The organism is Imtechella halotolerans (assembly GCF_028743515.2).
Taxonomy (GTDB): Bacteria; Bacteroidota; Bacteroidia; order Flavobacteriales; family Flavobacteriaceae; genus Imtechella; species Imtechella halotolerans.
The window spans coordinates 1,646,875-1,673,055 of record NZ_CP117969.2 but is presented as its reverse complement, the minus strand read 5'-3'; the positions used below and the strand labels follow the sequence as shown (position 1 = coordinate 1,673,055).

Here is a 26,181-nt window from a genome sequence, read left to right as displayed (position 1 = left end):
AGGGAACTTTAGTACCTCTCTTAATTGTAAGATTTTTATCTTTGTCAGTTAATTGATTTGAAGTGAGATACCCCCTTTTGATTTTAGTGTTTTTTTGGAATTCTATTCTAATTGGGCAAAATATAGTTACAGATGCTAGCATGTATACTGTGCAAGAGCTTGTAGAGGATGTCCTTATTAATAGTAATTGTTTAGGTAATGTTCAAGTGACATCTTTTGGGGGACCTAGTTTTTCTGGGGGAGACTTGAGTTACGGATATTTTGATTCCAATGGTGCTGATTTTCCATTTACCTCTGGAATAGTGCTTACTACGGGAAGACTTAGCGAAGTACCTGGCCCAAATATTAGTGCTGGAGGAAATTCAGGTGTACTGAGAGCAGGAACAAATGATGGTTTAAGAGACTATGATTTAGAAAATGCCATAGGGATTAGTAATACGCACAATACCACTTATATTGAATTTGAGTTTACAGCACAAACAAACCACATTAGCTTTAACTATCTTTTTGCTTCCGAGCAGTACTTGTCCACCATTACATCCACAAATCAATGTAGTTTTACCGATGGATTTGCTTTTTTAATTAAAGAGTCAGGTAGTGTAGATCCATATGAGAATTTAGCTGTAATTCCTGGAACAAACACACCTTTAAACACTACAAATGTTAGAGGACAAGGTCCATGTCCTGCACAAAATGAAGAATATTTTGATTCATTTAATGGTTATGATCATCCAATTGCCTATAATGGGCAAACCAAGGTGTTAACAGCTCAAACTAACGTAGTGCCAGGAGTGCGTTATACTATAAAACTGGCTATAGCTGATCAAGGAAATGCGTATTATGATTCCGCTGTGTTTATACAGGCGGGAAGTTTTAATGTCATTGATTTAGGCAGTGATAGAACTTTTAGTAGCAATAATCCTCTCTGTGAAGAAGATTCCTTATTGTTAGATGTTTCAGGGAGTAATGCCTCTGTTTATGAGTGGTTTATGGATGGGGTCTCTCAAGAGATTAATACTATAGGAACTTTTTTAGTCACTCAGCCAGGGACTTATAGCGTTGTAGCTACTATTAATGGTTGTTTAGCTACAGATGATATCCATATTGAATACGATAGTTTTGTAGTAAATAATGCTACTATTACCCAATGTGATCCAGATGGTGATGGATACACAGAATTTAATCTTTTCGATGCAAATTCAATAATAACTCAGGGACTTCAGGGAGTTCAGGTAGTTGGGTTTTACACTACACAAACCGATGCAGAGAATACTACAAATGCAATTGCCAATGCTACTAATTTCATAAATACTTCAGTCAATCAAATTGTATATGCACGTACTGAAAATAGGTATCGTTGTAGTTCCTTGGCTAAAATATCATTGGTAACAGTAACTAATACTATAGATACAGTTATTTTGGATACTTGTGATGATAAGGATGGTTATATTGATGGGTTTACTTCATTCAATCTTAAAGATGCTGATATACCACTTACCCAAACAATTCCGAATTGGGAAGAAGTAACTTATTTTTTAACGGAGCTAGAGGCGATACAACATCTAAATAGACTGCCTGATTTTTATACGAATGTTCAGCAGTATACTCAAGTAATTTATGCACGAATAGATACAGCTGATGGTTGCTTTGGGATTACCACTGTTACCTTAAATGTCCATGTTCCACCAGTATTGGAACCTAATTCTCAGGTCTATTACTGTACCGACACATATCCTGGAAATATTGAATTACAGGCAGGTGTTATCGGTAATCCATCTGAGTATGATTATTTGTGGAGTAATGGCGATACAACTTATAGCACCTATGTGAATCGTGCAGGAATATATACTGTAACAATTACAGATCGTAATTCAGGATGTAGTGATTCTCGATCAATAGAAGTGTTCGATTCTTCGATAGCTAATATTTCGGTTTCAATATCAGGTAATGTAGGTAATTATACTGTCACGATTAATACTATAGGAGATGGAGTGTATACATTCGCTATGGATGATACTTCCAGGCCTTTTACTTCTGAAAATGTATTTGTTGGTTTAGCTTCAGGACAACATACCATCTATGTACGTGATGAAAATGGGTGTGGAATTTCCTCTAAGCAATTCTATCTCATTGACTTTCCTAAATTTTTCACCCCTAACGCTGATGGTTACAATGATTATTGGCAAGTATTAGGTCATGATGCAATGATACCTCAAGTAAAAACAATCTTTATTTTCGATCGTTTGGGGAAATTAATTAAAGAAATACACCCTGATTCTGAAGGCTGGGATGGTACATATATAGGGAGCCCTCTTCCTTCTTCGGATTATTGGTTTAAGGCTATTTTGATTGATAATTCAATTTATCAGGGACATTTTACTTTAAAGCGTTAGTTTAGTTGTTTATTCCTTGTACATATAAAGTAAATCCTCTTAATTTAATCATTGAATTATGGTATTGGGTACTATTTTAGTGCTTCTTAACGGTAAATTACAATTCCACATAATGAGAATAAAAGACTTGCGATAGTCACTGATCTAAGAGAAACTAAACACATTTCGTTTAGTCTAACCCTAATGAATTAATTAATCCTAAGCGTAATCGATTTTGTAGTTATCAGTAAAGGGAGATTTTTGTACTATATTTCTGTTCTTTCAAATGTATAAGAATATGCTTACTATATGTATGTTATTAATTGTAATACATATGTACTATTTTATTTGAAGATTGTGTTTTTTTAATTGGTTTATTTGTATATTTAGCTATCATGATTAACAAAATTATTGACTTTAGTTATTGGTTTAAATAATTTCATTGTTATAACCAATTGTGTTGATTATTGGAGCTTGTAAATATGGAGGGTTTAATATATCGATTGTAGTAATTTTTTTTGGATGTATAGTATGCGTAGATTTCTTCAGAATGGGTGGTGTTTAGTATTTTTAGTTTTTAGTGTTTCTTGCCAAAATGAATTAAAACTATCTTCTAGTTATGATTATAAGTTGATTCCTAAGGATACATTACGTATTTCAATAGATGATTCATTAACCTATCGTTATACTCGAATTCAATATTTTATTCAAGATGATTCTACATATATAGTAGTGTCTAATACCAATCAAAATGGTTTAACTTTTGTAAACGTGGATTCCGAAAGGATCTCTAAGAAAGTTATTTATAGCCAGACTGGTCTTAACGGTGTTGGTGATGATGCTGGTTCTTTTCATTATGTTAATATGGATAGTATTTTTATTTTTAATTCCCCTTCAAGAAAGCTTTTTTTGACTAATTCGAATGCAGATGTTATTGAATCTTTTGATTTAATAGATTTTGCAGATTTTGATTTTGGAGAGCCTATGATGTGGATCGCATATGCTAGTCACTATGCAGAAGGAGTATTAAAATTCTCGGTACTTCCTACCTATCTTAATGGTCATGAAATTAGTCGGAATAGCAATGATCCGGTAGTTGTCAAATTTGATATTAATGCTAAAAAAGTAAGTAAAGGTTTAATTGACTATTCATATGCTAATATGAATAATCATCATTATATAAGACATACCCCTATTAGTGTTGTTGGGAAAGATAATGTTTTGTATTACTGTTTTCCTTTTGAAAATAGAATTTTATTTGAAAATCAAGAAACCGGGATTGTAGAGGAAAAGACGACGTTTGTTAGTGATTTTGTCAAAGAGTATTACCCTATGCAAGGAGAGTATAAGAATGATATTCGACGTTTCGATGTTGAATTTCCTTATAACGCTAATTTGAAATATGATCCATTTCGAAATGTATATTATATGGTGGTGTATCATGGAATCCCATTTGTAGACGATTCTACTGGTGAACTACGTTCTTTTTCTCAGAAACCTTTTAGCATTATTGTTTTTGATGAGGAGTTTAAAAAGTTATCTGAGCAGAAGTTTGAAGGAGGAAATTTTCTTCCTGGGGGTTCTTTTGTTTCTAGAAAGGGCCTATATATATTTTTTAACAATATAGAAAATCCATTATTTAATGAAAATTATTTTAAGTATGTATTATTTAATCTTGAAAAGAATTGATTTTTTTAATTTTTTAGCTTTGGCATTTTCTATTGCAATTATTGGCTTAGTTATTAGCTGTAATAATTCAAATTCTAAATTTAATGAATTTCAAAATGATGTTGAAATCCTTTTTAAGGAAGATTTGTCCTTTAGTTTAACAAATAAGAATGCTGTTTTTGTGTATCTACCATTGGATTCATGTTTAGAAGGTACTAAAAGAATATTAATGGATGATATTCCGGGTTCAAGAAATATTAATTTAATTATTGCTAGTAATACTCTAAAAGAAGCGGATTTCTTTCTTGAAGGAATAGAGAATAAATTTAATGTTATTTACGATGTTGGATTTAGGGGGTATAAAAAACAAGTATTCAAGGGGTCAAATCCAATGGTCTTTGAGTTCAATAATGGTAAAATTTCTTTAATGTTTGATTTCAATTCTAGTAAAAACAAGGAGTTGTTGAAAAGGAAACTATTAGAATCAATTTAGATTATTTTTTTATTAAGTTCCTTGTTATATGATTTAATTAACAACAAAAGTTTTAAATTAATTATATCCTAAATGAAATAAAATGTAAAAGAATTAGCGTTATCTAATACTTATATATTTTTGATATTTCGATAAGATTGATATCTTTTTCGATTTTCAAAATGTACTGTTTAATAGTCTTGAAAACGTCCGTATTTATTTTGATAGCTCTAAAAACAGGATTTAAGAGAAAAGAATTAATATGATTTTGATAGGATGAATCATAAGGATTTTTTTGATTTGTTAAATAATCCTAAAGAATGAGGGTGTGTTGTGCGGATGAAAATGTGTGTCATAATGCTCAATTGTTATATAAACATACAACTTTCAGAGGTCTATTTAGTAGGTAAATAGCAAACGAGGAACGCATACAGTACTTCTACATCTCCTCTGAGGAAGTTTTCTGTACTTTAATAAATTATGCCTCTTTGGAGGTTGCTTTTATTACCTTTGCAACATGCGTTTTACATTAGAATCAGAATTTAAGCCTACCGGTGATCAGCCGGAAGCTATTCGTCAACTCGTCAAGGGTATACGTAGTGGAGAATCAGATCAAACATTATTAGGGGTGACTGGTTCAGGAAAAACATTTACAGTCGCCAACGTTGTTGCCGAGGTTCAACGACCAACATTGGTGTTAGCACATAACAAGACTTTAGCTGCTCAACTATATGCTGAGTTCAAGGCGTTTTTTCCTAATAATGCCGTGGAGTATTTTGTTTCTTACTATGATTATTATCAACCGGAAGCTTATATCCCTGTGACAGGAACGTATATTGAGAAGGATCTGTCTATTAATGAAGAGATTGAAAAATTACGTCTAAGTACTACATCTTCTTTGCTTTCTGGACGAAGAGATGTTCTAGTGGTGGCATCTGTATCTTGTTTATATGGTATTGGGAACCCTATAGAGTTTCAAAAAAATGTGATTGCCATTGAACGTGACCAGATTATTTCGCGTACTAAATTCATGAAACAATTAGTGCAAAGTCTGTATGCTAGAACCACGGCTGAATTTACTAGAGGAAATTTTAGGGTAAAAGGAGATGTGATTGATGTTTTTCCAGGGTATGCTGATCATGCCTTCAGAATTCATTTTTTTGGAGATGAAATTGAAGAAATTGAAGCGTTTGATCCTATAAATAATTCAATCATTGAGAAATACGATAAATTAACTATTTATCCGGCCAATATGTTTGTAACCTCTCCGGAGGTGTTGCAGAATGCTATTTGGCAGATTCAGCAGGATTTAGTGAAGCAAGTTGATTTTTTTAAGGAAATTGGGAAGCATTTGGAAGCTAAGCGATTGGAAGAGCGTACCAATTTCGATTTGGAAATGATTCGCGAATTAGGATATTGTTCAGGAATTGAAAATTATTCTCGTTATTTAGATGGAAGAGAGGCAGGTACCAGACCTTTCTGTTTATTGGATTATTTTCCTGATGATTACCTTATGGTTATTGATGAGAGTCACGTGACAGTGCCGCAGGTTCATGCCATGTATGGAGGGGATCGCAGTAGGAAGGAAAACCTAGTTGAATATGGGTTTCGATTACCAGCTGCCATGGATAATCGACCACTGAAATTTGAGGAATTTGAACAGCTGCAAAATCAGGTTATTTATGTTTCCGCAACACCAGCTGACTATGAATTGCAAAAGTGTGGTGGAGTGTATGTGGAGCAGGTTATCCGTCCCACGGGTTTGTTAGATCCCATAATTGAAATACGTCCCAGTCAAAATCAAATAGATGATTTAGTAGAAGAAATTCAACTTAGAGTAGAGCTTGACCAGCGCGTGCTTGTAACTACACTTACCAAACGAATGGCAGAAGAATTGAGTAAATACTTAACTAGAATTGCTGTACGTTGTAGGTATATTCATAGTGATGTTGATACGCTTGAGAGGGTTGAGATTATGCAAGATTTGCGGAAAGGTCTTTTTGATGTGCTTATAGGCGTTAATTTGCTTCGTGAAGGATTGGACTTACCAGAAGTATCATTGGTGGCAATTCTAGATGCTGATAAAGAAGGTTTTTTAAGATCCGCCAGATCATTAACACAAACGGTGGGTCGTGCTGCAAGAAATCTAAATGGGAAAGCAATCATGTATGCAGATACTATTACACGCAGTATGAAAATCACTATTGATGAAACCAATTATAGGCGTGAAAAACAAATGAGATATAATACGGAACATAATATTGTTCCTAAAGCATTGAATAAGAAAATTGATACTGTCTTGGGCAAGAGCTCAAGTGCTGAAATGAAAACCTCAAATGAAGCTCACGCTTTAGAGCCTGAGGTGTTATATCTTTCAAAAGAGGATATTGAGAAAAAAGTAAGAGAAAAGCGAAAAGAAATGGAGAAAGCAGCAAAAGAACTTGACTTTTTACAGGCGGCAAAATTAAGGGATGAAATAAAGGCATTGAAGGAAAAAATGTAAAAATAAAGCCGGATAATAACTACTTATCCGGCCTTACACTAACTAACCAATTCTAATCAACCAATCTAAATATTTCTTATCTAATGTCTATTAAACGCTTGGATTGATGTAACACTTCTTCTTTTTTAGGAAGTGTTAATAGTAAAACACCATCTTTATAGGTTGCGTCAATTTTTTCAGTAGCCACGGACTCAGGGAGAGAAAATGCTCGTTTGAAGGAATTGTAACTAAATTCTTTTCGGGTATAGCGGCCCTCCTTGTCTTTTTCTTCTGCACTAGTCTTTTTTTCTGAAGATATACTCAATACTTGATTGTCTAGGGAAATATTGAAATCTTCCTTTTTCATTCCTGGTACAGCCATTTCCACCAAGAAGTATGAATCATGTTCTTTTATATTTACTGCAGGTACAGAAATATTCCAATCGTTTCTGTTTACTACCTCTCCAAAGAAATTCGGATGTAGAAAATCATCAAAAATGGATGGAAACCAGGTGTTGTTTTTTTGTTTTACTAAATTCATAGCTGATATATTTTATGTTACACAATTGTTTTGAATGTGTAACATGATAAACAAATGCTATTCCAATACTATTTTAATGCCTTTTTGTCTTGAATATAATCAAAAAGACCGACAAAATGTCGGTCTTTTAATGATTTGAACTCTATTCTAGAAGTTTAGTTATAATGTACTTTGAAGATGTCAATTAGTACCTGTGGAGGAACTATTTTGTCTTCATATTCATGCATTACCTTTAATACTATGTTGATTGCAAACGGACTTAGTCCCATTTTTAGTCCAATTTCTTTAATGAATTTTTCTTCCTCTGGGTGTTGATCTTCATCTACATTCATTGCTAGTACTAGACGTTGAAATTGTAATATACGTTCCGCTTCAGATTCCAAGGGTTTGTATGGTACAGCTTCGCTAAAAAGTGCATCAAGTTTATTTTGTGGAACCCCCATTCTTTTGGCTATGGAAGAAACAAAATCATATTCACGTTGTTTGATATCATTATCAGCTTTAATAAGTGAAATCAATTGTGCTAGAATGCTAAGATTTTTGTGTTGGGTGCTCATAGCTTATTTTTTGTTGAATTTACATAAATTCAATGTAATTTTAAAGGATAAATCGATGAGATGAAATATTTTAACACCATATTGCTATTGTTTTCTTGTTGGTATACAGGCAATTGTCAAGAAGTTAGGTCTTCATTGGTTACTTCTGTTGAGCTTGATGCCTACCAACTAGGGGCCGTTAGAAAAATATGGGTGTATCTTCCTGTTGACTATGAGAAGTCAAGAAGAAAGTTTCCAGTTATTTATATGCACGATGCTCAAAATTTGTTTGATAGTAAAACTTCCTTTTCTGGAGAGTGGGGGGTCGATGAAACAATGAATACATTGGCAATCAAGGCCATTGTTGTTGGAATTGAACACGGTAATGATAAGCGAATGGAAGAATTGACCCCATTCCCAAATGAAAATTATGGTGGAGGTAATGCCGATGCATACCTTAATTTTCTTGTTACCGTGGTTAAACCTTATGTGGATGGGGAATATAGAACGAAATCGAGTGCGGAACACACAACAATTTTAGGGAGTTCTTTAGGAGGATTGCTATCCTTGTATGCATTAGCAAAGCATCCTGAAACATTTGGTAAGGCAGGGGTTTTTTCACCTTCTTTTTGGTTTTCAGACTCTATTTATACGTATATGGATAACGCTAAATTGAATCAAAAGGCGAAAATTTATATGATGTGTGGTGATGACGAAGCTGATTTTATGGTTAAGGATTTATATACCATGGACAAATTATTAAGGGAAAAAGTACGAAAGAATACTCAATTACATACGGAAGTTATAAAAGGAGGAAAGCACAATGAGAGATTGTGGAGAGAGCAGTTACCTAAAGCGCTTCTTTGGCTAATGCGATAATTTTACAAAAACTTATAAGTATCTTTGCTGCTAAGAAATTGAAATATGACCAATAACGATATTTTTAAAAAGTTGCGCGTGGCACTCGCCTTAAAAGACGATGATATTGTTGAGATTTTGAAGTTAGTTGATTTTAAAATCTCAAAAAGTGAATTAAGTGCTTTTTTTCGAAATGAAGATCATCCAAACTATAAGAATTGTGGAGATCAGATTTTAAGAAATTTTCTAAATGGAATGGTATTGTATTTAAGAGGTACCAAAGAAAATCCAAAGAACCCTGGAGAAGTTTTGTTAAAACAGAAGAAGGCTACTACCTCAATGCCTCTATCAAATAAAAATGCTGGTAAGCCAGTGAGTAATCGAACAAAAAAATCCTGATTTTTAAATCAGGATTTTTAGTTTTAGTGGTACACTATACTATTGTAGCTTAACTGTTACTTTGTACTTACGATCTCTTTCAAGACCTGTTACAGGAAGTTTATGGTAGTTAAGACGTTGTTTGATGTATTGACAAGTGTCCTTGCAGTTAGAATCTACAGAAAGAACAACAATCTCATTTTCTTTGTTTACCGTGAAAGTAACATTAGCAATAATTTCGTCTCGATTCCCTAATTCAATAGGGTGGTTAGCAAGTGTTTTTCCAATTTCTTTGGTGACTAGTTGGGCAATTGTTGAAGGGAGTTCCACTACAGATGTAGAATTGTAGGCACTAACGCTGCTAACTATGGTAAACGCCATTGCAAACAGCCAAACGGATAAATTTTTCATAATAGTTCGATTTTTGATGATTGATACTTTATAGACTGTATAAACTGTAAATTGTTACATCAGCAGTTTTTTTTAACCTTGTTTTAACGTAATAACCTATTGTTTGTTAATGGATTACAAAAACAAAGGCCTGGAATTCTCCAGGCCTTTAGTAAGGTTTAAGTAAAAATATTGATTTAAACAGCTACATCGTATTCACGTAATGCATTGTTAAGTGATGTTTTTAAATCAGTTGATGCTTTTCGTTTGCCAATAATTAAAGCACATGGAACTTGAAATTCTCCAGCAGCGAATTTTTTAGTGTAGCTTCCAGGAATAACCACAGAACGCGCTGGCACAATTCCTTTCATCTCAACAGGGGAGTCCCCAGTTACATCAATTATTTTGGTTGATGCAGTAAGTACAACGTTGGCTCCAAGAACTGCCTCTTTTTCAACACGTACACCTTCAACAACTATACAGCGAGAGCCTAAGAAAGCACCGTCTTCTATTATAACTGGAGCGGCTTGTAGAGGTTCAAGTACACCACCAATACCTACACCACCACTTAAATGAACGTCTTTTCCGATTTGAGCACAGCTTCCTACAGTAGCCCAAGTATCCACCATTGTACCTTTATCTACGTAGGCACCAATGTTGACATAACTTGGCATCATAATTACACCCGATGATATATATGCACCATGACGTGCAACAGCATTAGGAACGACACGTATTCCTTTGGCTTCGTAACCTCTTTTCAATGGAATTTTATCATGATATTCAAAAATTCCAGCTTCTAAAGTTTCCATTTTTTGAATAGGAAAATAGAGTACAACGGCTTTTTTTACCCACTCATTAACTTGCCATCCATTTTCAGTTGGTTCAGCAACACGTAATTCTCCAGCATCTAACAGGTCAATTACAGTGCGTATAGCTGTAGTAGTACTATCTTCTTTTAATAGCTCGCGGTTATCCCACGCCTTCTCTATGAGTTGTTGTAATTCAGTCATCGATCTTTAATGTATTTTAGTATGACAAAGATAAGTGCTTATAAAGGATTATAAGGGACGTTTTTATAGGTGTCACAATTTTAATGTAAATTTGCCAAAAATTAAACCAAATGGCCAGGATTGTAGGCATTGACTATGGTACCAAAAGAAGTGGGATAGCTGTAACTGATGAGCTTCAACTTATTGCTTCTGGGTTAACTACTGTTGAGACCCCAAAACTTCTTGATTTTCTTGTTAATTACTGTTCAACGGAAAACGTGGAGGTCATTGTCGTAGGGGAACCTAAACGTCATAATAATGAAGCCTCGGAGAGTGAATCCGCCATACTTGCCTTTCTACTAAGACTTGAAAAGGCAATGCCTGAAATGCCAATAAAGCGAGTAGATGAGCGTTTTACTTCTAAGATTGCTTTCCAGACAATGATAGATAGTGGATTAAAGAAGAAGCAACGTCAAAATAAATCACTTATCGATGAGATAAGCGCAACCCTAATATTACAATCGTATCTACAGACCAAATGAAGAGCCTTTTAAGAAAGACAGAAGTATTTATAAGAAGGAAGATTGTTCAGTATGGTAAAAAGTACTATACCTACCAAGATCAGAAAAGATTGCATAACCATCAATTTGTAATCATTTCTAACAATTGTTTTGGTGGACAAGTATATCAATGGTTAGGGAAAACCTATAATACCCCCTTCGTTGGTTTATATCTAAATGGACCTTGTTATTTAAAACTTCTTCAGAATTTTGACTATTATCTTAAACAAGATTTGGAGTTTATCCAAGAAAGTATATATCCTAAAACCAAAAAACATTGGTATCCTATAGGCAAATTGGATGATATTGAAGTGCATTTTTCACATTATGACTCTCAAGAAGAAGCCATGGAAAAATGGACTAGAAGAAAAAAAAGGATGTTAGAAACTGAGGAAAAGAATAGGTTGTTTCCAGTCCTGGTAGAGAGAGATAATGTTGATGAACAAATTGTAAAGGAATTTCATAAGATTCCTTTTGAAAACAAATTGTCTTTTTCTTGTCAAGATTATCAATTATCCGCTAAAGAAAACATAGTTTTGCATCAGAAATGTAAAGAGCGGTTAAATTCAACTCCAAACGGGAAGAAAGTATTTAAACTAGCATTCCTATATATAGATATAGTACATTGGTTAAATACAGGAGTGGTAAAGCGCACTCATTTTAAAAAGTAAATAAGATGATAGTACCTATAGTTGCATATGGTGATCCTGTTTTGAGAAAGAAAACAGTAAACCTAACCCCTGAATATCCTAATTTTAAAGAGTTAATCCAAAATATGATGGATACAATGTATGGGGCATATGGGGTAGGATTGGCAGCACCTCAAATTGGGCTTGCTCTTCGTTTATTTGTAATTGACGCAAGTCCCTTTGCAGAAGATGAGGACTTATCTGAAGAGGAGCAAAAAGAATTACAAGGATTCAAAAAAGTTTTTGTAAATCCTATTATTCTTGAGGAATCAGGTAATGAATGGGCTTTTAATGAAGGTTGTTTAAGTATTCCTGATATCCGAGAAGATGTCTTTCGAAAGGAAACAGTACGCATAAGATATCAAGATGAAAATTTTCAAACTTTTGAAGAAACCTATAGCGGATTGGCAGCTCGTGTAATTCAACATGAATATGATCATATTGAAGGAGTACTATTTACAGATAAACTATCTGGGTTAAAAAAGCGACTAATAAAAGGGAAACTAAATAATATTAGTAAAGGAAAAGTGGACGTAGACTATCGTATGCGTTTTCCAGATACCAAAAAAGGACGTTAATTTTTTTTTGAAAACACACTAAAAAGTGCATCTTTGCGCTTCAATTGTATACAACTATGAGTCTAGAAAAAATACTATCAATCTCGGGAAAACCCGGGTTGTATGAATTGCATACACAAACACGTACCGGCTTTGTAGCGGTTTCATTATTGGATGGTAAACGCATTACTGTTGGTTTAAGAAGCAACGTAAGTCTTCTTTCAGAAATTGCTATTTATACATTACAAGAAGAGGTGCCTCTAAGAGAGGTGTTTAAAGCTATTAAAACGAAAGAAAACGGAGGAAAAACGAGTGTTTCTCCTAAAGACAGTAAGGAAGCTCTGGAAGAATACTTTTTTGAGGTATTGCCTAATTATGATGAAGATCGTGTATATGCCAGTGATATTAAAAAAGTATTGCAGTGGTACAACCTTCTTCAAGAAAATGGCAAACTTAATAATGAAGAATCTGAAGCTACTGAAGTTTCAACCGAAGAAGAACAACAAGCATAAAAAAAAACCTCACATTGTGAGGTTTTTTTAATCTCTTATAGTTCCTTCCGGGAATGTAATTACGCTTTCATGTCCATTCATTCCTACAGCGGATACCCCAAAGTAAAAGTTGTCAATTACAATACCTTCTAGGATAAATTGGTCTGTATTCCCTACAAATCTGCTATGATCCCAAGTAGGTGATGTGGTATCTCTCCAATAAATTTTATAACCAATTACGGTGTTATCCATTACTTTTTTCCATTTTAGCTTGGTAGAAGGAGCAACAGCTCCACCAATAAGTACCTCAGTAGGAGCAGGGGGTGCCCATGCTAAACTTGCCAAATTGATGGCATTCACGGCTGTAAGCTTTTTGGTGTAGTCAAAATTTACACCTTCAACAACATCTCCATATGAAATACCATTTTCAATTCTGATATCTTGATGTTGCCGGTTATAGTTTTCATGAGCCTCCATAATACGAATACCAGCAAACCCTAGATCATTGAATGGACGGTGATGTCCTCCACGTCCAAATCTATCAAGCCTGTAAATCATCATAGGATTCATTTCTGGCATATACATTTTTGTTGTTTTGTACACATATCTAGCTAATTGTCTGGAAATACCATCCACCTCTCCACCATAAAAACGATGCATATTTCTTTGACGTTCTGTTAATGTGGGTGGTACAGGCTCTGAAAAAATACGAAAACTCCTATTGTCAATAACACCATCGATACCGTCAATATTCCCTATCATGTCATTGTTAAACACGCCAATTATATTCCAACCTTGCTGTTTGGCATACTTCGCCAAACCGGCACCTCCAAATAGCCCTTGTTCTTCACCAGAAAGTCCTACATAAATAATGCTATTTTCAAATTGATACTTGGAAAGTACTCTGGCTGCTTCTATAGTACCCGCCATCCCACTTGCATTATCATTAGCACCTGGTGCATCAGTTGTAAAATCCATAGTATTACTAGCACGGGAGTCTATGTCTCCACTCATAATAATAAAGTTGTTAGGGTATCTGGTACCTTTTTGAATAGCTACCACATTGACTACCCAAGCATCATGAGGAACTCTTGTCCCCATTTCTTTCGTTACATAATCTTTTTGGTAGAATACCTCTAAACAAGAATTGCAGTTTTTTGAAATCTTTTCGAATTCTTCCTTTATCCAACGTCTAGCAGCGCCTATTCCTCTAGTGTTGGAAATCGTGTCGCTAAAAGTATTTCGAGTTCCAAAATTTGCTAGAGTTCGTATGTCTTTTTCGATTCGGTAAGCTGATATGGAATCTATGATAGTATAGACTTTAGGATCGGATTGTGCGTGGAGCATAACGCTAACAAAAAGAACGCACCCTAATATGGTTTTCTTCATGAGGTTGGTAATTAGATTGTTGTAAAGTTACATAACTGTACTGGAAATATGTAAAAAGATATTTTTGAAATTGTAAAAGCCACCCTAGTAGGATGGCTTTTTACTAACAACTAAATTCTAAAACCTAACAAGATTCGAGAACTTTTAAAAACAATAGGTATTTTCTGCTGAAAGTTTATCGGCAATTTTCTCTCTCAATGCAACGATATTTGGTAAATTGGCGTATTTAGTATATCGCTTAAGTCCCATAAGCATCATTCTCTGTTCGTCACCTTCTGTAAAGGATATGATTGCTTCTTTGCCTTTAGAATTTATTTTTTCAACAGCATTAAAAAGATACAATTGTGCCATTGCTATTTGATATTCTTGAGAAGCTTCTCCAAAACGTTGCGCATTTTTTTCAGTACGTAATATGGCGGATTCAGCCATGTAAATTTCTATCAAAATATCAGCAGAAGCCATCAATATTTGTTGGTGTTCTTCTAGCTCAGGCCCAAATTTTTGTACTCCTGCACCAGCAATCATTAAAAATGCTTTTTTAAGTTTTCCGATGATTTCTTTTTCTTCTGCAAATAATTCGGAATAATCAGGTATATCAAATGATGGAATACCCATTAATTCGTCTTTTACAGCCATAGCAGGGCCAAGTAAGTCAACATGGCCTTTCATTGCTTTTTTGATTAGCATTCCTACAGAAAGCATTCGGTTTATTTCATTGGTTCCTTCGTAAATCCGTGATATACGAGCATCTCTCCAAGCACTTTCCATTGGTGTGTCAGCACTGAATCCCATACCTCCGAAAATTTGGATACCCTCATCAGTTGTGTTTTGTACGTCTTCTGATACGGCTACTTTTAAGATAGAACATTCAATGGCATATTCTTCAACTCCTTTAAGTTCAGCCTCCTGGTGTGAATTTCCTTCAGCGACACGCATGGCTATACGGTCTTCAATATCTTTAGCTGCACGGTAACAGGCAGATTCATCCACATAGGCTGAGGTTGCCATTTCCGCTAATTTTTGTTTGATGGCGCCGAATTTCGCAATAGGAGTTTTAAATTGGATGCGTTCATTGGCATATTTTACAGATTCTCCTATGACTCTACGCTGTGCATCTAGACAGGCAGCTGCAAGTTTGATTCTCCCCACATTTAGTGCATTCATGGCTATTTTGAATCCATTGCCGCGTTCTGACAACATGTTTTCAACAGGTACTTTGGTTTCATTGAAAAACACTTGACGTGTTGAAGAAGAGTGAATACCTAATTTATGCTCTTCTTCTCCTAAAGAAATACCATTAGCGGGATCATTTTCTACAATGAATCCGGTGATATTTTTATCATCTTCTATTCGGGCAAATACAATAAATAAGTTCGCAAATCCAGCATTTGAGATCCACATTTTTTGTCCACTTATTTTATAATGAGAACCATCATCGGAAAGAACTGCTTTTGTTTTGCCAGAATTGGCATCACTACCAGCTCCTGGTTCCGTAAGGCAATAGGCTCCAAACCATTCACCACTGGCCAATTTTGGCACGTATTTTTGTTTTTGCTCTTCTGTACCGTATAAAGTAATTGGAAGTGTTCCGATTCCTGTATGTGCTCCAAAAGCAGTACTAAAAGATCCGCTTGTTCCAGAAATATAATCACAAACCAACATGGTGGAAACAAACCCCATTTCAAGTCCACCGTATTGTTCAGGAACAGCAACTCCTAATAGGCCTAGTTCTCCTGCCTTACGCATCATTTCCTCTGTGAAAGCATAGTCTTTTTTCTCAAATCGAGCTTTGTTTGGCCATAATTCTCTATCTACGAATTCTATTACAGAATCCCGCATCATTTTTTGTTCTTCTGAAAAATCTTCAGGTGTAAAAATGTCTTCGGCTTTGGTCTCTTTTACTAAGAATTGTCCGCCTCGAGTGATATTTTTCATTGTCATGGTTGTTTAAAATTATTTGAAGGAGTTTTACATTAGTTCATAAATACCCGCAGCTCCTTGGCCGGTACCTACACACATAGTTACCATCCCGTATTTGTTGCCACGTTTACGCATTTCATCAAAGAGCTGAACAGAAAGCTTGGCTCCGGTACACCCTAGGGGGTGACCCAAAGCAATGGCACCACCATTAACATTAATAATTTCTGGATTCAAGTTAAGCTCTCTAGTTACTGCTAAGGATTGCGAAGCGAATGCTTCGTTTAACTCAATCAGATCTATTTGCTCTTTAGTCATACCCGCTTGTTGTAAAGCTTTAGGAATGGCTTTAACAGGGCCAATTCCCATAATACGAGGTTCTACACCTGCTGCTGCATAAGAAACTAAACGTGCGATTGGCTCTAGATTAAGTTCCTTTACCATCTCTTCACTCATAACAAGAACAAAGGCTGCTCCATCACTCATTTGTGATGAATTTCCAGCTGTAACACTACCATCAGCAGCAAAAACTGGTCGTAATTTTGAAAGCACTTCTACAGATGTGTCAGCTCTGGGACCTTCATCTGTGTTTACAGTATAGGTCTTAGTGGCTTTTTTACCTTGGTCGTCTATATAGACTTGTTCTACTGTAATAGGAACAATTTGATCTTTAAATCGTCCTTCCGAAATCGCTTTAATCGCCTTCTGATGCGAGTTATACGCAAAAATATCCTGATCTTCTCGAGAAACATTAAATTGATTTGCAACCGCTTCTGCTGTGAGTCCCATACCCCAGTAGTAATCTTCATGCCCTTCCTTTGCTATTTTGTAATCAGGAGTGGGTTTGTAACCTCCCATGGGTATATAACTCATACTTTCAGCACCACCTGCTATAATACAGTCAGCCATCCCACTTTGGATTTTTGCAGTGGCAATAGCAATAGTTTCAAGGCCAGAGGCACAGTAACGATTGACGGTAACACCTGGAACATCCTCTACTTTTAGTCCCATGAGAGAAATAAGACGAGCAACATTTAACCCTTGTTCAGCTTCGGGCATAGCGTTACCTACTATGACATCATCAATACGTTTCTTATCTAACTGAGGCAACTCCTTCATCATGTATTCTATGGTTTCTGCTGCCAATTCATCTGGTCGCTTAAACCGGAAGAGTCCGCGTGGTGCTTTACCAACTGCAGTACGGTACGCTTTTACTATATATGCTGTTTTCATTTTGTTTTGAGTTTTGAATTAAGAATCAAGTAATCTAGCTTGATTCTATGTTTAGTTTCTTAAAGGTTTACCAGTTTTTAACATATGCTGTATACGCTCCAAGGTCTTACGTTCTGTGCATAGGGATAGAAAGGCCTCCCGTTCTAAATCAAGTAAGTACTGTTCAGAGACAAATGAAGGTTCAGAAAGGTCTCCACCAGCCATTACATAGGCTAGCTTATTTGCAATTTTCTTATCATGTTCGCTAATATATTTACCTGCTTCCATGGAGTCAGTGCCCACTAGGAACATTCCTAAGGCTTGTTTACCTAATACTTTAACATCAGTGCGTTTAATTGGCATTGTATAACCGGCTTCTGCCATTAAAAGAGCATGTTTTTTAGCTTCTGCAATCTGACGCTCTCTATTGATAACAACAACATCTTTACCTTTTTGAAGAATACCAAAATCAAATGCTTCGTAAGCAGATGTAGCCACTTTTGCCATACCTATCGTTAAAAAATATTCTTGAAGTACGTTGAGTTCAACATCATTTTTTCTGAAGGTATCAGAGGCGCGTAAGGTCATTTCTTTTGAACCACCTCCGCCAGGGATTACACCTACACCAAATTCTACTAATCCAATATAAGTTTCCGCGGCAGCCACCACTTTATCAGCATGCATTGAAAGCTCGCAACCACCACCAAGGGTCATGCCATGAGGTGCAGCTATTACAGGAATAGAAGAGTATCTCATGCGCATCATAGTGTCTTGGAACATCTTAATCGCGAAGTTGAGTTCATCATATTCTTGTTCTACTGCCATCATGAAAATCATTCCGATATTGGCCCCGACAGAGAAATTTGCTCCTTGATTACCAACTACCAATCCTTGGAAATCTTTCTCGGCTAAATCAACTGCTTTGTTGAGTGCTTGAATAACGCCACCACCCAAAGTATTCATTTTAGATCTGAACTCTATGTTTAAAATACCATCGCCTAAATCTTGTACCACGGCATCAGTGTTTTTCCATACTTCATTGGATTTACGGATGTTATCAAGTATGATAAAGGCATCTTGTCCTGGTTTTTTAAGTTGTTTTTTGGCGGTAACATCGTAGTAATATGTCGCACCATCCTGAACTGAATAAAATGAAGTGTTTCCTGAATTGAGCATTTCTTCAATCCATGGGGCGGGTGAATGTCCTTCTGCCTTCATTAATTCAATACCTTTCCTAATGCCAATGGCATCCCAAATCTCAAAAGGACCGTTTTCCCATCCAAAACCAGCTTTCATGGCATCATCAATTCGGTATAATTCGTCTGAAATCTCTGGTATCCGATTCTGAACATAGGCAAACATAGCTGCGAAATTTTTGCGATAAAATGCGCCAGCCCTATCACTGCCGTTAACTAGTACTGGGAATCGGTCAATGACTGAATCAATAGTCTTTGTTAACTCTAATGTTGAGAAGGATGCTTTTTTCTGAGGACGGTACTCCAATGTATTAAGGTCTAAAGCCAGTATTTCTTTTCCTTCCTTTTTATAAAAACCTTGTCCAGTTTTACTTCCTAACCATTTATTGTCCATCATGGTTTTAATAAAATCTGGAAGTTTGAAAAGTTCATGAGCTTCGTCATTAGGGCAGTTCTCATATAGTCCATTGGCAACATGAACTAAGGTGTCCAAACCTACTACATCCACCGTTCGGAAGGTAGCTGATTTTGGTCTACCAATTACAGGGCCCGTTAGCTTATCTACTTCCTCTATAGTGAGTCCTAACTCTTTGACTTGGTGGAAAAGGCTTTGGATGCCAAATATTCCAATTCGGTTACCAATAAAAGCAGGAGTGTCCTTAGCCAATACGGAGGTCTTTCCTAAAAACTTTTCTCCATACGAAAGCAGAAATTCAGTGACTTCTTTCTTGCATTGTGGACCTGGTACTACTTCAAATAGTTTAAGGTAACGTGGTGGGTTAAAGAAATGTGTAACAGCGAAATGTTGTTTAAAATCTTCACTTCTTCCGTCATTCATAAATTTTATTGGAATACCGGAAGTGTTAGAAGTAATGAGTGTTCCCGGTTTTCTAAATTGTTCAATTTGTTCAAATACCTTTTGTTTTATATCAAGTCGTTCCACAACCACCTCTATAATCCAATCTACATCTGCAATTTTTTTCAAATCATCCTCCAAATTACCAGTTTTGATACGAGATGCAAATTGTGGGTGGTAAATTGGGGAAGGTTTCGATTTTAATGCATTGGCCAAATTGGTATTTACAATGCGGTTGCGCACTGTTTTGTGTTCAAGGCTAAGACCTTTAGCTTTTTCGGCATCTGAAAGCTCCCTTGGAGGAATATCCAAGAGCAATACTTCCACACCTATATTGGCAAAATGGCAAGCAATACCGCTTCCCATGATACCTGAACCAATAACGGCTACTTTAGAAATTCTTCTTGTCATTTTTATGAGGTTTTGGTGTATTATCTATAGTGTAAATTTTCTTTTCTACGATAAGATCGTTAATGATTTCTGTTACTTCAAAGAATGCTTTAAGTTGTTCTTCGGTAATATGCGCTTTTACTACCTCATTAAAACGGAGCACCGTTTTCTTTGAAACTTCTCGCATTTCCTTACCGAAGTCTGTCAGGTTAATCAAGACACTACGACCATCATCAGGATTTTTTTCTCGAAATATAAGTCCTCTGTCTTCCATTGATTTTAAAATACGTGATAAGCTAGTAGCTTCCATGCCCATTCTAGGTCCTAAAGAGGTAGATGGAGTGCCTGAATCAGGATCTATACTAAGTAATGTAAAGCCTGTGGCCATTGTGCTAGTGTGCTTACCAGCTTCCTCGTTATACATACGTGATACTGCCTGCCAGGTGGCTCTAAGGGCATAATCTATTGTTTTGTCTTTCATTGGAAAACGTGTGAAAGTATCAAATATACAAAAAATTATTATGCATGCATAGTAAATTAAATAAAATATATCTTGTTGTAAATTATTTCTTTAAGGTACAAATAATGCATAAAAAAAACTCTTCACAGGGAAGAGTTTAACAATATCTTAAAACAGGAATTTAATCAGTGTGATTATACATCTGATCATATAAGGTTTTATATTTTTCCTTAATTATTTTACGTTTTAATTTAAGTGTTGGAGTGAGATGACCCTCATCAATACTCCAAACATCTGGTGTAAGTCGGAATGTTTTTATTTTCTCCCAATTGCCAAATCGTTCATTACAGGTATCAACTTCCATTTGGATGCGATCAATAACCTGTTGGTTTTGTACGATAGCTTCGTGGTTATTTTCTAACTGTATGTTGTGACGCTTTGCCCATTCTTTCAAGAATTCAAAATTCGGCTGAATTAAGGCTGCTGGCATTTTTTCACCTTCTCCTACAACCATTATCTGTTCAATAAAGCGTGATTGCTTCATTTCATTTTCTATGTATTGTGGTACAATATATTTTCCACCGGAGGTTTTAAAGATTTCTTTTTTTCGATCGGTAATTTTAAGGAAGCCTTCACTATCAATTTCGCCGATATCTCCTGTGTGAAAATAATCTCCAGTCATAACTTCCGCTGTTTTCTGGGGGTCTTTATAGTACCCCATCATAATATTGGGGCCTTTTACAAGAATTTCACCGTCTTCAGCTATTTTAACTTCTACATTGTCAATAATTTTTCCAACAGTTCCGATTTTAAAACCATGATTTCTTTGATCGTTAACCGCAATAACAGGAGAAGTTTCCGTTAAACCGTAACCTTCCATGATGGGCATTCCTGCTGCTGCAAACATTCTTGTCAATCGCGGTTGAAGTGCCGCACTTCCTGATACCATCAATTCTAGATTACCACCAAGGCCTTCTTGCCATTTACTAAAGATGAGTTTACGAGCTATCTTAAGTTGCCATTCATACCACCATCCATTAGCTCCGTATGGTTCGTATCTCAGTCCCAGATTAATTGCCCAGAAGAATAATGCTTTTTTGATGCCACCTAATTCACTTCCTTTAGCAACGATTTTATCGTATACCTTTTCATATAAGCGAGGAACAGCCGTCATTACGTGAGGTTTAATCTCCTTTAGGTTGTCACTCATGGTTTCAATAGATTCTGCAAAGTAGATTTCTACACCGCAGTATTGATAAAGGTAAAGTATCATTCGTTCAAACACATGACATACGGGAAGAAAGCTGAGTCCCTTAGATTTTCCGTTTTCAAATGGAACTCTTTTTTCGCTATCCAATACGTTGGACACTATGTTCTTGTGTGAAAGCATAACTCCTTTTGGGGTGCCAGTAGTACCTGAGGTATAGATTAGAGTAGCCAGGTCTTCTGGTGAAACATTGTTTTTTCTAGCCTCAACTTCTTCTTGGTTGGAGGCATCCGCTCCTAGAGTTAAAATTTCTTTCCAACTTTGTTCTCCTGGGATGTCATTAAATGTATACACTGCTTTTAAGTGGGTATTGACCTTAATAGCATTTAGCTTTTCTAATATTTCGGAATCAGAAACAAAGCAATAGGTGGACTCGGAGTGATTTAAAATGTATTCATACTCCTCTTTAGAGATTGTAGGGTATATTGGAACATTTTGGGCGCCAATTTGTAAAATACCAATATCTAGTATATTCCATTCTGTCCTATTGGAAGAAGAAATAACTGCAATTTTATCATTTGGTTTTACACCTAATCGCAGTAATCCACGACTAATAGCATTGGCTTGGCTAATATATTCTTCCGTAGAAGTGGATACCCATTTACCGTTGTACTTTGAAGTGAAAGCTTTTTTCAGATTGTACTTTTCTAATTGGTAATTTGGGATGTCAAACAGACGTTTAATTTCAGTCATGATGAGTTGCATATTGAACTATGCAAATTAGAAAAAAAGGAGGGATATTCAAATGAATATTAAAAAAAGGAGTTGATTTTTTCAACTCCTTCTTCTATATGATGTTTAGTATTATCTTTTTTCGATCCACTTTCTGGCATTTACAAATGCTTCCAGCCATGGTGAAACCTGGTCCTTTCTGCCGTTGTCTGGGTAATGAGCCCAATTCCAAGGGAAGGTTGAACGCTCAATGTGTGGCATCATCACTAAATGTCTACCTGTGCTATCGCACATCATAGCAGTATTGAAATCAGAGCCATTAGGGTTTGCTGGATAGCCTTCATAGGCATATTTGGCAATAATATGATAGTTCTCTTCCGTGTATGGCAACACAAATTTTCCTTCTCCATGGGAAATCCAAACTCCTAATGTAGCTCCTTCTAATGAGGATAGCATCACTGAATTATTTTTTTGAATGGTTACCGAGGTAAAACCACTCTCATGTTTTTGAGAGGTGTTATGGTGCATTTTACCGTGTACTTCGTGATCAGGATTTATAAGTTCCAACTCCATGAATAATTGGCACCCATTACATATCCCTACCGATAGGGTATCTTCGCGTTTGAAGAAATTCTTCAAAGCTGTGTTCGCTTTTTCGTTATATAGAAAAGCACCTGCCCATCCTTTTGCAGAACCAAGAACATCACTATTTGAAAAACCTCCAACAGCACCAATAAACTGAATATCTTCAAGAGTTTCTCTTCCGGAAATCAAATCGGTCATGTGAACATCTTTGACATCAAAGCCTGCTAAATACATTGCATTGGCCATTTCACGTTCTGAGTTGCTTCCTTTTTCACGTATTATGGCAGCTTTTGGACGAGGTTTTGAGTTATCGATAACTGGTAAAGCACCATTAAAATGTGCAGGGAATTGATATTGAAGCGGTTGTTTCTTGTAATTTGTATAGCGCTCATGTGCCATTCCATTACGAGACTGTTTCTGGTCAAGAAGGTAGGAAGTCTTATACCATGTATCACGTAAAGTTGATACACTTAATGTGAAAGCGTCCGAATGGTTTACAAAACTTACGGCATCACCTTCTACTGGGGATCCAATAGCAAAGATTTCTATGCCTTGTTTTGCAAATATTTCCTCAACTGAACTGTCTGCCTGAAAAACAACAGCAATATTTTCGTTAAAGAGTGCTTTTACCGTATCTTTTTCGTTTAAAGGCGTTAGGTCAAAGTAAGCTCCTAATTGGGTTTCTGAAAAACACAATTCTAATAAGGTGGTAACAAGTCCACCACTTCCCACATCATGACCAGCTTTAATCTTACGGTCTTTAATTAAGTCTTGAAGTAAATTGAATGCCTTTTTAAAGTAGGCTGCATCAGTAATTGTAGGTACTTGTGTGCCTAATTTATTAAGTATTTGAGCAAAAGAACTTCCGCCTAATTTAAATGAATCTTGAGAAAGATTGAGATAGTATATATTACCTCCATTTCGTTGTAAAACAGGTTCAACAACTTTTGTAATATTAGAGCAGTTCCCAGCTGCGGATATGATTACTGTACCTGGAGCAATTACCTGGTCATTAGGGTATTTTTGCTTCATTGAAAGGGAATCCTTTCCAGTAGGGATATTAATACCTAAATCGATAGCAAAAGAAGAACAACCTTCTACTGCTTGGTATAGACGTGCATCTTCACCCTCGTTTTTACAAGCCCACATCCAGTTTGCGGAAAGCGAAACAGATTGTAAACCATCCTTAAGTGGAGCCCATACAAGGTTTGAAAGAGCTTCTCCAATGGCATTACGTGATCCTGCAACTGGATCTATTAAAGCTGTAACAGGTGAGTGTCCAATACTAGTGGCTACACCTTCTTTACCTTTAAAGTCTAGAGCCATAACTCCCACATTGTTCAGAGGTAGTTGAAGTGGTCCAGCACATTGTTGTTTTGCAACACGACCTCCAACACAACGGTCTACTTTATTAGTTAACCAATCTTTACAGGCTACAGCTTCTAATTGCAGTAACTGATGAAGATAGTCAGGAATGGCATCAGTTGTGTATTCGAGTTCTTGGTAGTTTCGGATGACGCTACTGTCTTCCATGATGGTTTTGGGAGAGCTTCCGAACATGTCAGCCAGTTCAAAATCCATTGGTTTGGCCCCTGTAGTTTTAGATTCAAATGTAAAACGGTGATCTCCGGTTACCTCTCCAACTGTATATAAAGGAGAGCGTTCACGTTCCGCAATACGTTCTAATGTATGTAGATCTTTCTCTCCAATAACAAGTCCCATTCGTTCTTGAGATTCATTCCCGATAATCTCTTTCGCAGAGAGGGTAGGGTCTCCAACTGGTAATTTGTCTAAATCTATATGACCTCCGGTAGCTTCTACTAGTTCAGATAAGCAGTTGAGGTGTCCACCGGCACCATGATCATGAATGGATACTATAGGGTTTTCGTCGCTTTCTACTAAACCACGAATGGCATTTGCAGCTCTTTTCTGCATTTCAGGATTTGAGCGTTGAATAGCATTCAGTTCAATTCCTGATCCGAAAGCTCCTGTGTCAGCTGAGGAAACGGCTGCACCCCCCATTCCAATTCGGTAATTTTCTCCACCTAGAATAACTACTTTATCACCAGGTTGCGGTATTTCTTTTTGAGCCTGACTTTCTTTTCCGTACCCAATACCTCCAGCTAACATAATTACTTTATCGAAGCCAAGTTTTCGTGCATCTTCTTCATGTTCAAAAGTTAGCACAGAACCCGTAATTAACGGTTGTCCAAATTTATTTCCAAAATCAGAAGCTCCATTAGAAGCTTTGATAAGGATATCCATTGGTGTTTGGTATAGCCAATCACGTTCGTCCATAGCTTTTTCCCATGGTCGGTTTTCTTCCAGTCGAGAATAGGAGGTCATATAGACCGCAGTTCCCGCAAGAGGAAGCGAACCTTGTCCACCAGCCAATCTATCTCGAATTTCACCTCCTGAACCAGTAGCGGCACCGTTGAAAGGTTCTACTGTGGTTGGGAAATTGTGCGTTTCAGCCTTTAAGGAAATAACAGAGTCAAATTCTTTTTCTTGGTAGAAATCTGGTTTGTCTGCACTCTTTGGAGCAAATTGTACGGCCTTAGGGCCTTTAATGAATGCTACATTATCCTTGTAGGCAGAAACAATTTCATTAGGATTGGTTTCTGATGTTTTTTTGATAAGTTTAAATAAAGAAGTCGGTTTTTCTTCCCCATCTATAATAAAAGTACCGTTGAATATTTTGTGTCTACAGTGTTCAGAGTTTACTTGAGAAAATCCAAAAACTTCAGAATCTGTGAGTTTACGACCAAGTTTTGTTGATAGTTCTTGAAGGTACGTGATTTCTTCATCACTTAGGGCTAGTCCTTCTTTTAGGTTATAAGCCGCAATATCTTCAATTTCTAAAATAGGTTCTGGTTGGATATTAATGGTGTAAATATGCTGATCAAGTCCACTATATTTTTGAGAAAGCATAGGGTCGAAGTCGCTAAAATGCGCTTCAATTTTGATAAATTCTTCAATACGAATGATTCCTGAAATCCCCATGTTTTGAGTGATTTCAACTGCATTAGTACTCCAAGGAGTAATCATGGCAGCCCGAGGACCAACAAAAAAATCCGTCAGGGCGGATTTTTCTATTTTATGTGCGTTGCCAAAAAGCCAGTTTAGTTTTGTAATGTCTTGAGCCGATAGCTCGTTTTGCGATTGAACTGCAAAAACCGTGTTGGTGTGGTTTCCGAAGAAATGAATCATTGTGTGTGTTGTTTATTAAAGTGCAAATTTACGAGTTATAG

21 protein-coding genes are annotated in these 26,181 nt (G+C 36.2%); 10 read left to right on the top strand and 11 right to left on the bottom strand.

The genetic code is table 11. The features are described 5' to 3' along the window. Nucleotides 1-62 precede the first annotated feature (62 nt). From PT603_RS07480 to uvrB, 4 genes are all read left to right on the top strand, one after another. Nucleotides 63-2,393 carry a T9SS type B sorting domain-containing protein gene (locus tag PT603_RS07480; RefSeq protein ID WP_040488671.1) on the top strand — a complete coding sequence of 777 codons (2,331 nt, stop codon included), beginning with the start codon at nt 63-65 and terminating at the stop codon, nt 2,391-2,393. 510 nt (nt 2,394-2,903) lie between these two features. Continuing rightward, the gene (locus PT603_RS07475; protein WP_040488670.1) at nt 2,904-4,061 is read left to right on the top strand and encodes a DUF4221 family protein; all 1,158 of its coding nucleotides are present in this window, start codon (nt 2,904-2,906) and stop codon (nt 4,059-4,061) included. Further along, nucleotides 4,033-4,533, top strand: a complete 501-nt coding sequence (locus PT603_RS07470) for a hypothetical protein (protein ID WP_162097721.1) — start codon at nt 4,033-4,035, stop codon at nt 4,531-4,533. Before PT603_RS07475 ends, PT603_RS07470 begins: the two co-directional genes overlap by 29 nt. A gap of 496 nt (nt 4,534-5,029) precedes the next feature. Next, nucleotides 5,030-7,015 (top strand): excinuclease ABC subunit UvrB, encoded by a 1,986-nt coding sequence (gene uvrB / locus PT603_RS07465; RefSeq protein WP_008238941.1) that lies wholly within the window; start codon nt 5,030-5,032, stop codon nt 7,013-7,015. 76 nt (nt 7,016-7,091) lie between these two features. Here uvrB and PT603_RS07460 read toward each other — a convergent pair whose 3' ends face one another. Both PT603_RS07460 and PT603_RS07455 read right to left on the bottom strand, forming a co-directional pair. Continuing rightward, nucleotides 7,092-7,535: an Hsp20/alpha crystallin family protein gene (locus PT603_RS07460; RefSeq protein WP_008238939.1), complete on the bottom strand. Its 444-nt coding sequence runs from the start codon at nt 7,533-7,535 to the stop codon at nt 7,092-7,094. Between the two features lie 155 nt (nt 7,536-7,690). Further along, the gene (locus PT603_RS07455; protein WP_008238938.1) at nt 7,691-8,092 is read right to left on the bottom strand and encodes a TerB family tellurite resistance protein; all 402 of its coding nucleotides are present in this window, start codon (nt 8,090-8,092) and stop codon (nt 7,691-7,693) included. Nucleotides 8,093-8,152: 60 nt separating this feature from the next. On the opposite strand from PT603_RS07455, the gene PT603_RS07450 reads away from it, so the two are divergent. Then, on the top strand, nt 8,153-8,950 hold the full coding sequence (locus tag PT603_RS07450) for an alpha/beta hydrolase (RefSeq protein ID WP_008238935.1): 798 nt from the start codon (nt 8,153-8,155) through the stop codon (nt 8,948-8,950). A gap of 45 nt (nt 8,951-8,995) precedes the next feature. Then, nucleotides 8,996-9,328, top strand: coding sequence for a DUF1456 family protein (locus PT603_RS07445; RefSeq protein ID WP_008238934.1), 333 nt, complete (start codon nt 8,996-8,998; stop codon nt 9,326-9,328). 39 nt (nt 9,329-9,367) lie between these two features. Here the strand turns inward: PT603_RS07445 and PT603_RS07440 are convergent, their stop codons facing one another. Together PT603_RS07440 and PT603_RS07435 are read right to left on the bottom strand one after the other, a co-directional pair. Further along, nucleotides 9,368-9,718 (bottom strand): hypothetical protein, encoded by a 351-nt coding sequence (locus tag PT603_RS07440; RefSeq protein WP_008238930.1) that lies wholly within the window; start codon nt 9,716-9,718, stop codon nt 9,368-9,370. A gap of 176 nt (nt 9,719-9,894) precedes the next feature. After that, entirely contained in the window at nt 9,895-10,710 is an 816-nt protein-coding gene (locus PT603_RS07435; RefSeq protein WP_008238929.1) for a 2,3,4,5-tetrahydropyridine-2,6-dicarboxylate N-succinyltransferase, read from the bottom strand. Nucleotides 10,711-10,820: 110 nt separating this feature from the next. Here PT603_RS07435 and ruvX point away from each other — a divergent pair, with 110 nt between their 5' ends. Genes ruvX through PT603_RS07415 form a run of 4 tightly spaced genes read left to right on the top strand, consistent with a single transcriptional unit; the run spans nt 10,821 to nt 13,007 of the window. Further along, entirely contained in the window at nt 10,821-11,231 is a 411-nt protein-coding gene (gene ruvX, locus PT603_RS07430; RefSeq protein ID WP_008238927.1) for a Holliday junction resolvase RuvX, read from the top strand. Further along, nucleotides 11,228-11,920: a DUF1919 domain-containing protein gene (locus tag PT603_RS07425; protein ID WP_008238924.1), complete on the top strand. Its 693-nt coding sequence runs from the start codon at nt 11,228-11,230 to the stop codon at nt 11,918-11,920. Before ruvX ends, PT603_RS07425 begins: the two co-directional genes overlap by 4 nt. Nucleotides 11,921-11,925: 5 nt before the next feature. Next, nucleotides 11,926-12,516 (top strand): peptide deformylase, encoded by a 591-nt coding sequence (gene def, locus PT603_RS07420; protein ID WP_008238919.1) that lies wholly within the window; start codon nt 11,926-11,928, stop codon nt 12,514-12,516. 56 nt (nt 12,517-12,572) lie between these two features. Beyond that, a complete protein-coding gene (locus PT603_RS07415) occupies nt 12,573-13,007 on the top strand; it encodes a DUF5606 family protein (RefSeq protein ID WP_008238915.1) in 435 nt (144 codons plus the stop codon). A 27-nt stretch (nt 13,008-13,034) separates the two neighbouring features. Here the strand turns inward: PT603_RS07415 and PT603_RS07410 are convergent, their stop codons facing one another. The 7 genes from PT603_RS07410 to purL all read right to left on the bottom strand — a co-directional run bounded on the left by PT603_RS07410 (nt 13,035) and on the right by purL (nt 26,140). After that, nucleotides 13,035-14,375 (bottom strand): M28 family peptidase, encoded by a 1,341-nt coding sequence (locus PT603_RS07410; protein WP_008238914.1) that lies wholly within the window; start codon nt 14,373-14,375, stop codon nt 13,035-13,037. A gap of 144 nt (nt 14,376-14,519) precedes the next feature. Next, nucleotides 14,520-16,316, bottom strand: a complete 1,797-nt coding sequence (locus PT603_RS07405; RefSeq protein ID WP_008238913.1) for an acyl-CoA dehydrogenase FadE — start codon at nt 16,314-16,316, stop codon at nt 14,520-14,522. Between the two features lie 27 nt (nt 16,317-16,343). Beyond that, nucleotides 16,344-17,525 carry an acetyl-CoA C-acyltransferase gene (locus PT603_RS07400; protein ID WP_008238912.1) on the bottom strand — a complete coding sequence of 394 codons (1,182 nt, stop codon included), beginning with the start codon at nt 17,523-17,525 and terminating at the stop codon, nt 16,344-16,346. Between the two features lie 51 nt (nt 17,526-17,576). After that, nucleotides 17,577-19,967 carry a 3-hydroxyacyl-CoA dehydrogenase/enoyl-CoA hydratase family protein gene (locus PT603_RS07395; protein ID WP_008238910.1) on the bottom strand — a complete coding sequence of 797 codons (2,391 nt, stop codon included), beginning with the start codon at nt 19,965-19,967 and terminating at the stop codon, nt 17,577-17,579. Next, nucleotides 19,948-20,427: a MarR family winged helix-turn-helix transcriptional regulator gene (locus PT603_RS07390; RefSeq protein WP_008238904.1), complete on the bottom strand. Its 480-nt coding sequence runs from the start codon at nt 20,425-20,427 to the stop codon at nt 19,948-19,950. Before PT603_RS07390 ends, PT603_RS07395 begins: the two co-directional genes overlap by 20 nt. Before the next feature lie 160 nt (nt 20,428-20,587). Next, nucleotides 20,588-22,366 carry an AMP-dependent synthetase/ligase gene (locus PT603_RS07385; RefSeq protein ID WP_008238903.1) on the bottom strand — a complete coding sequence of 593 codons (1,779 nt, stop codon included), beginning with the start codon at nt 22,364-22,366 and terminating at the stop codon, nt 20,588-20,590. Between the two features lie 111 nt (nt 22,367-22,477). After that, nucleotides 22,478-26,140: a phosphoribosylformylglycinamidine synthase gene (gene purL, locus PT603_RS07380; RefSeq protein ID WP_008238901.1), complete on the bottom strand. Its 3,663-nt coding sequence runs from the start codon at nt 26,138-26,140 to the stop codon at nt 22,478-22,480. Between the last annotated feature and the right edge of the window lie 41 nt (nt 26,141-26,181).

Bases quoted from the DNA above. Each gene is read 5' to 3' on its own strand.
- PT603_RS07475 (WP_040488670.1), top strand. From the start codon at position 2,904: ATGCGTAGATTTCTTCAGAATGGGTGGTGTTTAGTATTTTTAGTTTTT.
- PT603_RS07470 (WP_162097721.1), top strand. From the start codon at position 4,033: ATGTATTATTTAATCTTGAAAAGAATTGATTTTTTTAATTTTTTAGCT.
- uvrB (WP_008238941.1), top strand. From the start codon at position 5,030: ATGCGTTTTACATTAGAATCAGAATTTAAGCCTACCGGTGATCAGCCG.
- PT603_RS07460 (WP_008238939.1), bottom strand. From the start codon at position 7,535: ATGAATTTAGTAAAACAAAAAAACAACACCTGGTTTCCATCCATTTTT.
- PT603_RS07455 (WP_008238938.1), bottom strand. From the start codon at position 8,092: ATGAGCACCCAACACAAAAATCTTAGCATTCTAGCACAATTGATTTCA.
- PT603_RS07450 (WP_008238935.1), top strand. From the start codon at position 8,153: ATGAAATATTTTAACACCATATTGCTATTGTTTTCTTGTTGGTATACA.
- PT603_RS07445 (WP_008238934.1), top strand. From the start codon at position 8,996: ATGACCAATAACGATATTTTTAAAAAGTTGCGCGTGGCACTCGCCTTA.
- PT603_RS07440 (WP_008238930.1), bottom strand. From the start codon at position 9,718: ATGAAAAATTTATCCGTTTGGCTGTTTGCAATGGCGTTTACCATAGTT.
- PT603_RS07435 (WP_008238929.1), bottom strand. From the start codon at position 10,710: ATGACTGAATTACAACAACTCATAGAGAAGGCGTGGGATAACCGCGAG.
- ruvX (WP_008238927.1), top strand. From the start codon at position 10,821: ATGGCCAGGATTGTAGGCATTGACTATGGTACCAAAAGAAGTGGGATA.
- PT603_RS07425 (WP_008238924.1), top strand. From the start codon at position 11,228: ATGAAGAGCCTTTTAAGAAAGACAGAAGTATTTATAAGAAGGAAGATT.
- def (WP_008238919.1), top strand. From the start codon at position 11,926: ATGATAGTACCTATAGTTGCATATGGTGATCCTGTTTTGAGAAAGAAA.
- PT603_RS07415 (WP_008238915.1), top strand. From the start codon at position 12,573: ATGAGTCTAGAAAAAATACTATCAATCTCGGGAAAACCCGGGTTGTAT.
- PT603_RS07410 (WP_008238914.1), bottom strand. From the start codon at position 14,375: ATGAAGAAAACCATATTAGGGTGCGTTCTTTTTGTTAGCGTTATGCTC.
- PT603_RS07405 (WP_008238913.1), bottom strand. From the start codon at position 16,316: ATGACAATGAAAAATATCACTCGAGGCGGACAATTCTTAGTAAAAGAG.
- PT603_RS07400 (WP_008238912.1), bottom strand. From the start codon at position 17,525: ATGAAAACAGCATATATAGTAAAAGCGTACCGTACTGCAGTTGGTAAA.
- PT603_RS07395 (WP_008238910.1), bottom strand. From the start codon at position 19,967: ATGACAAGAAGAATTTCTAAAGTAGCCGTTATTGGTTCAGGTATCATG.
- PT603_RS07390 (WP_008238904.1), bottom strand. From the start codon at position 20,427: ATGAAAGACAAAACAATAGATTATGCCCTTAGAGCCACCTGGCAGGCA.
- PT603_RS07385 (WP_008238903.1), bottom strand. From the start codon at position 22,366: ATGACTGAAATTAAACGTCTGTTTGACATCCCAAATTACCAATTAGAA.
- purL (WP_008238901.1), bottom strand. From the start codon at position 26,140: ATGATTCATTTCTTCGGAAACCACACCAACACGGTTTTTGCAGTTCAA.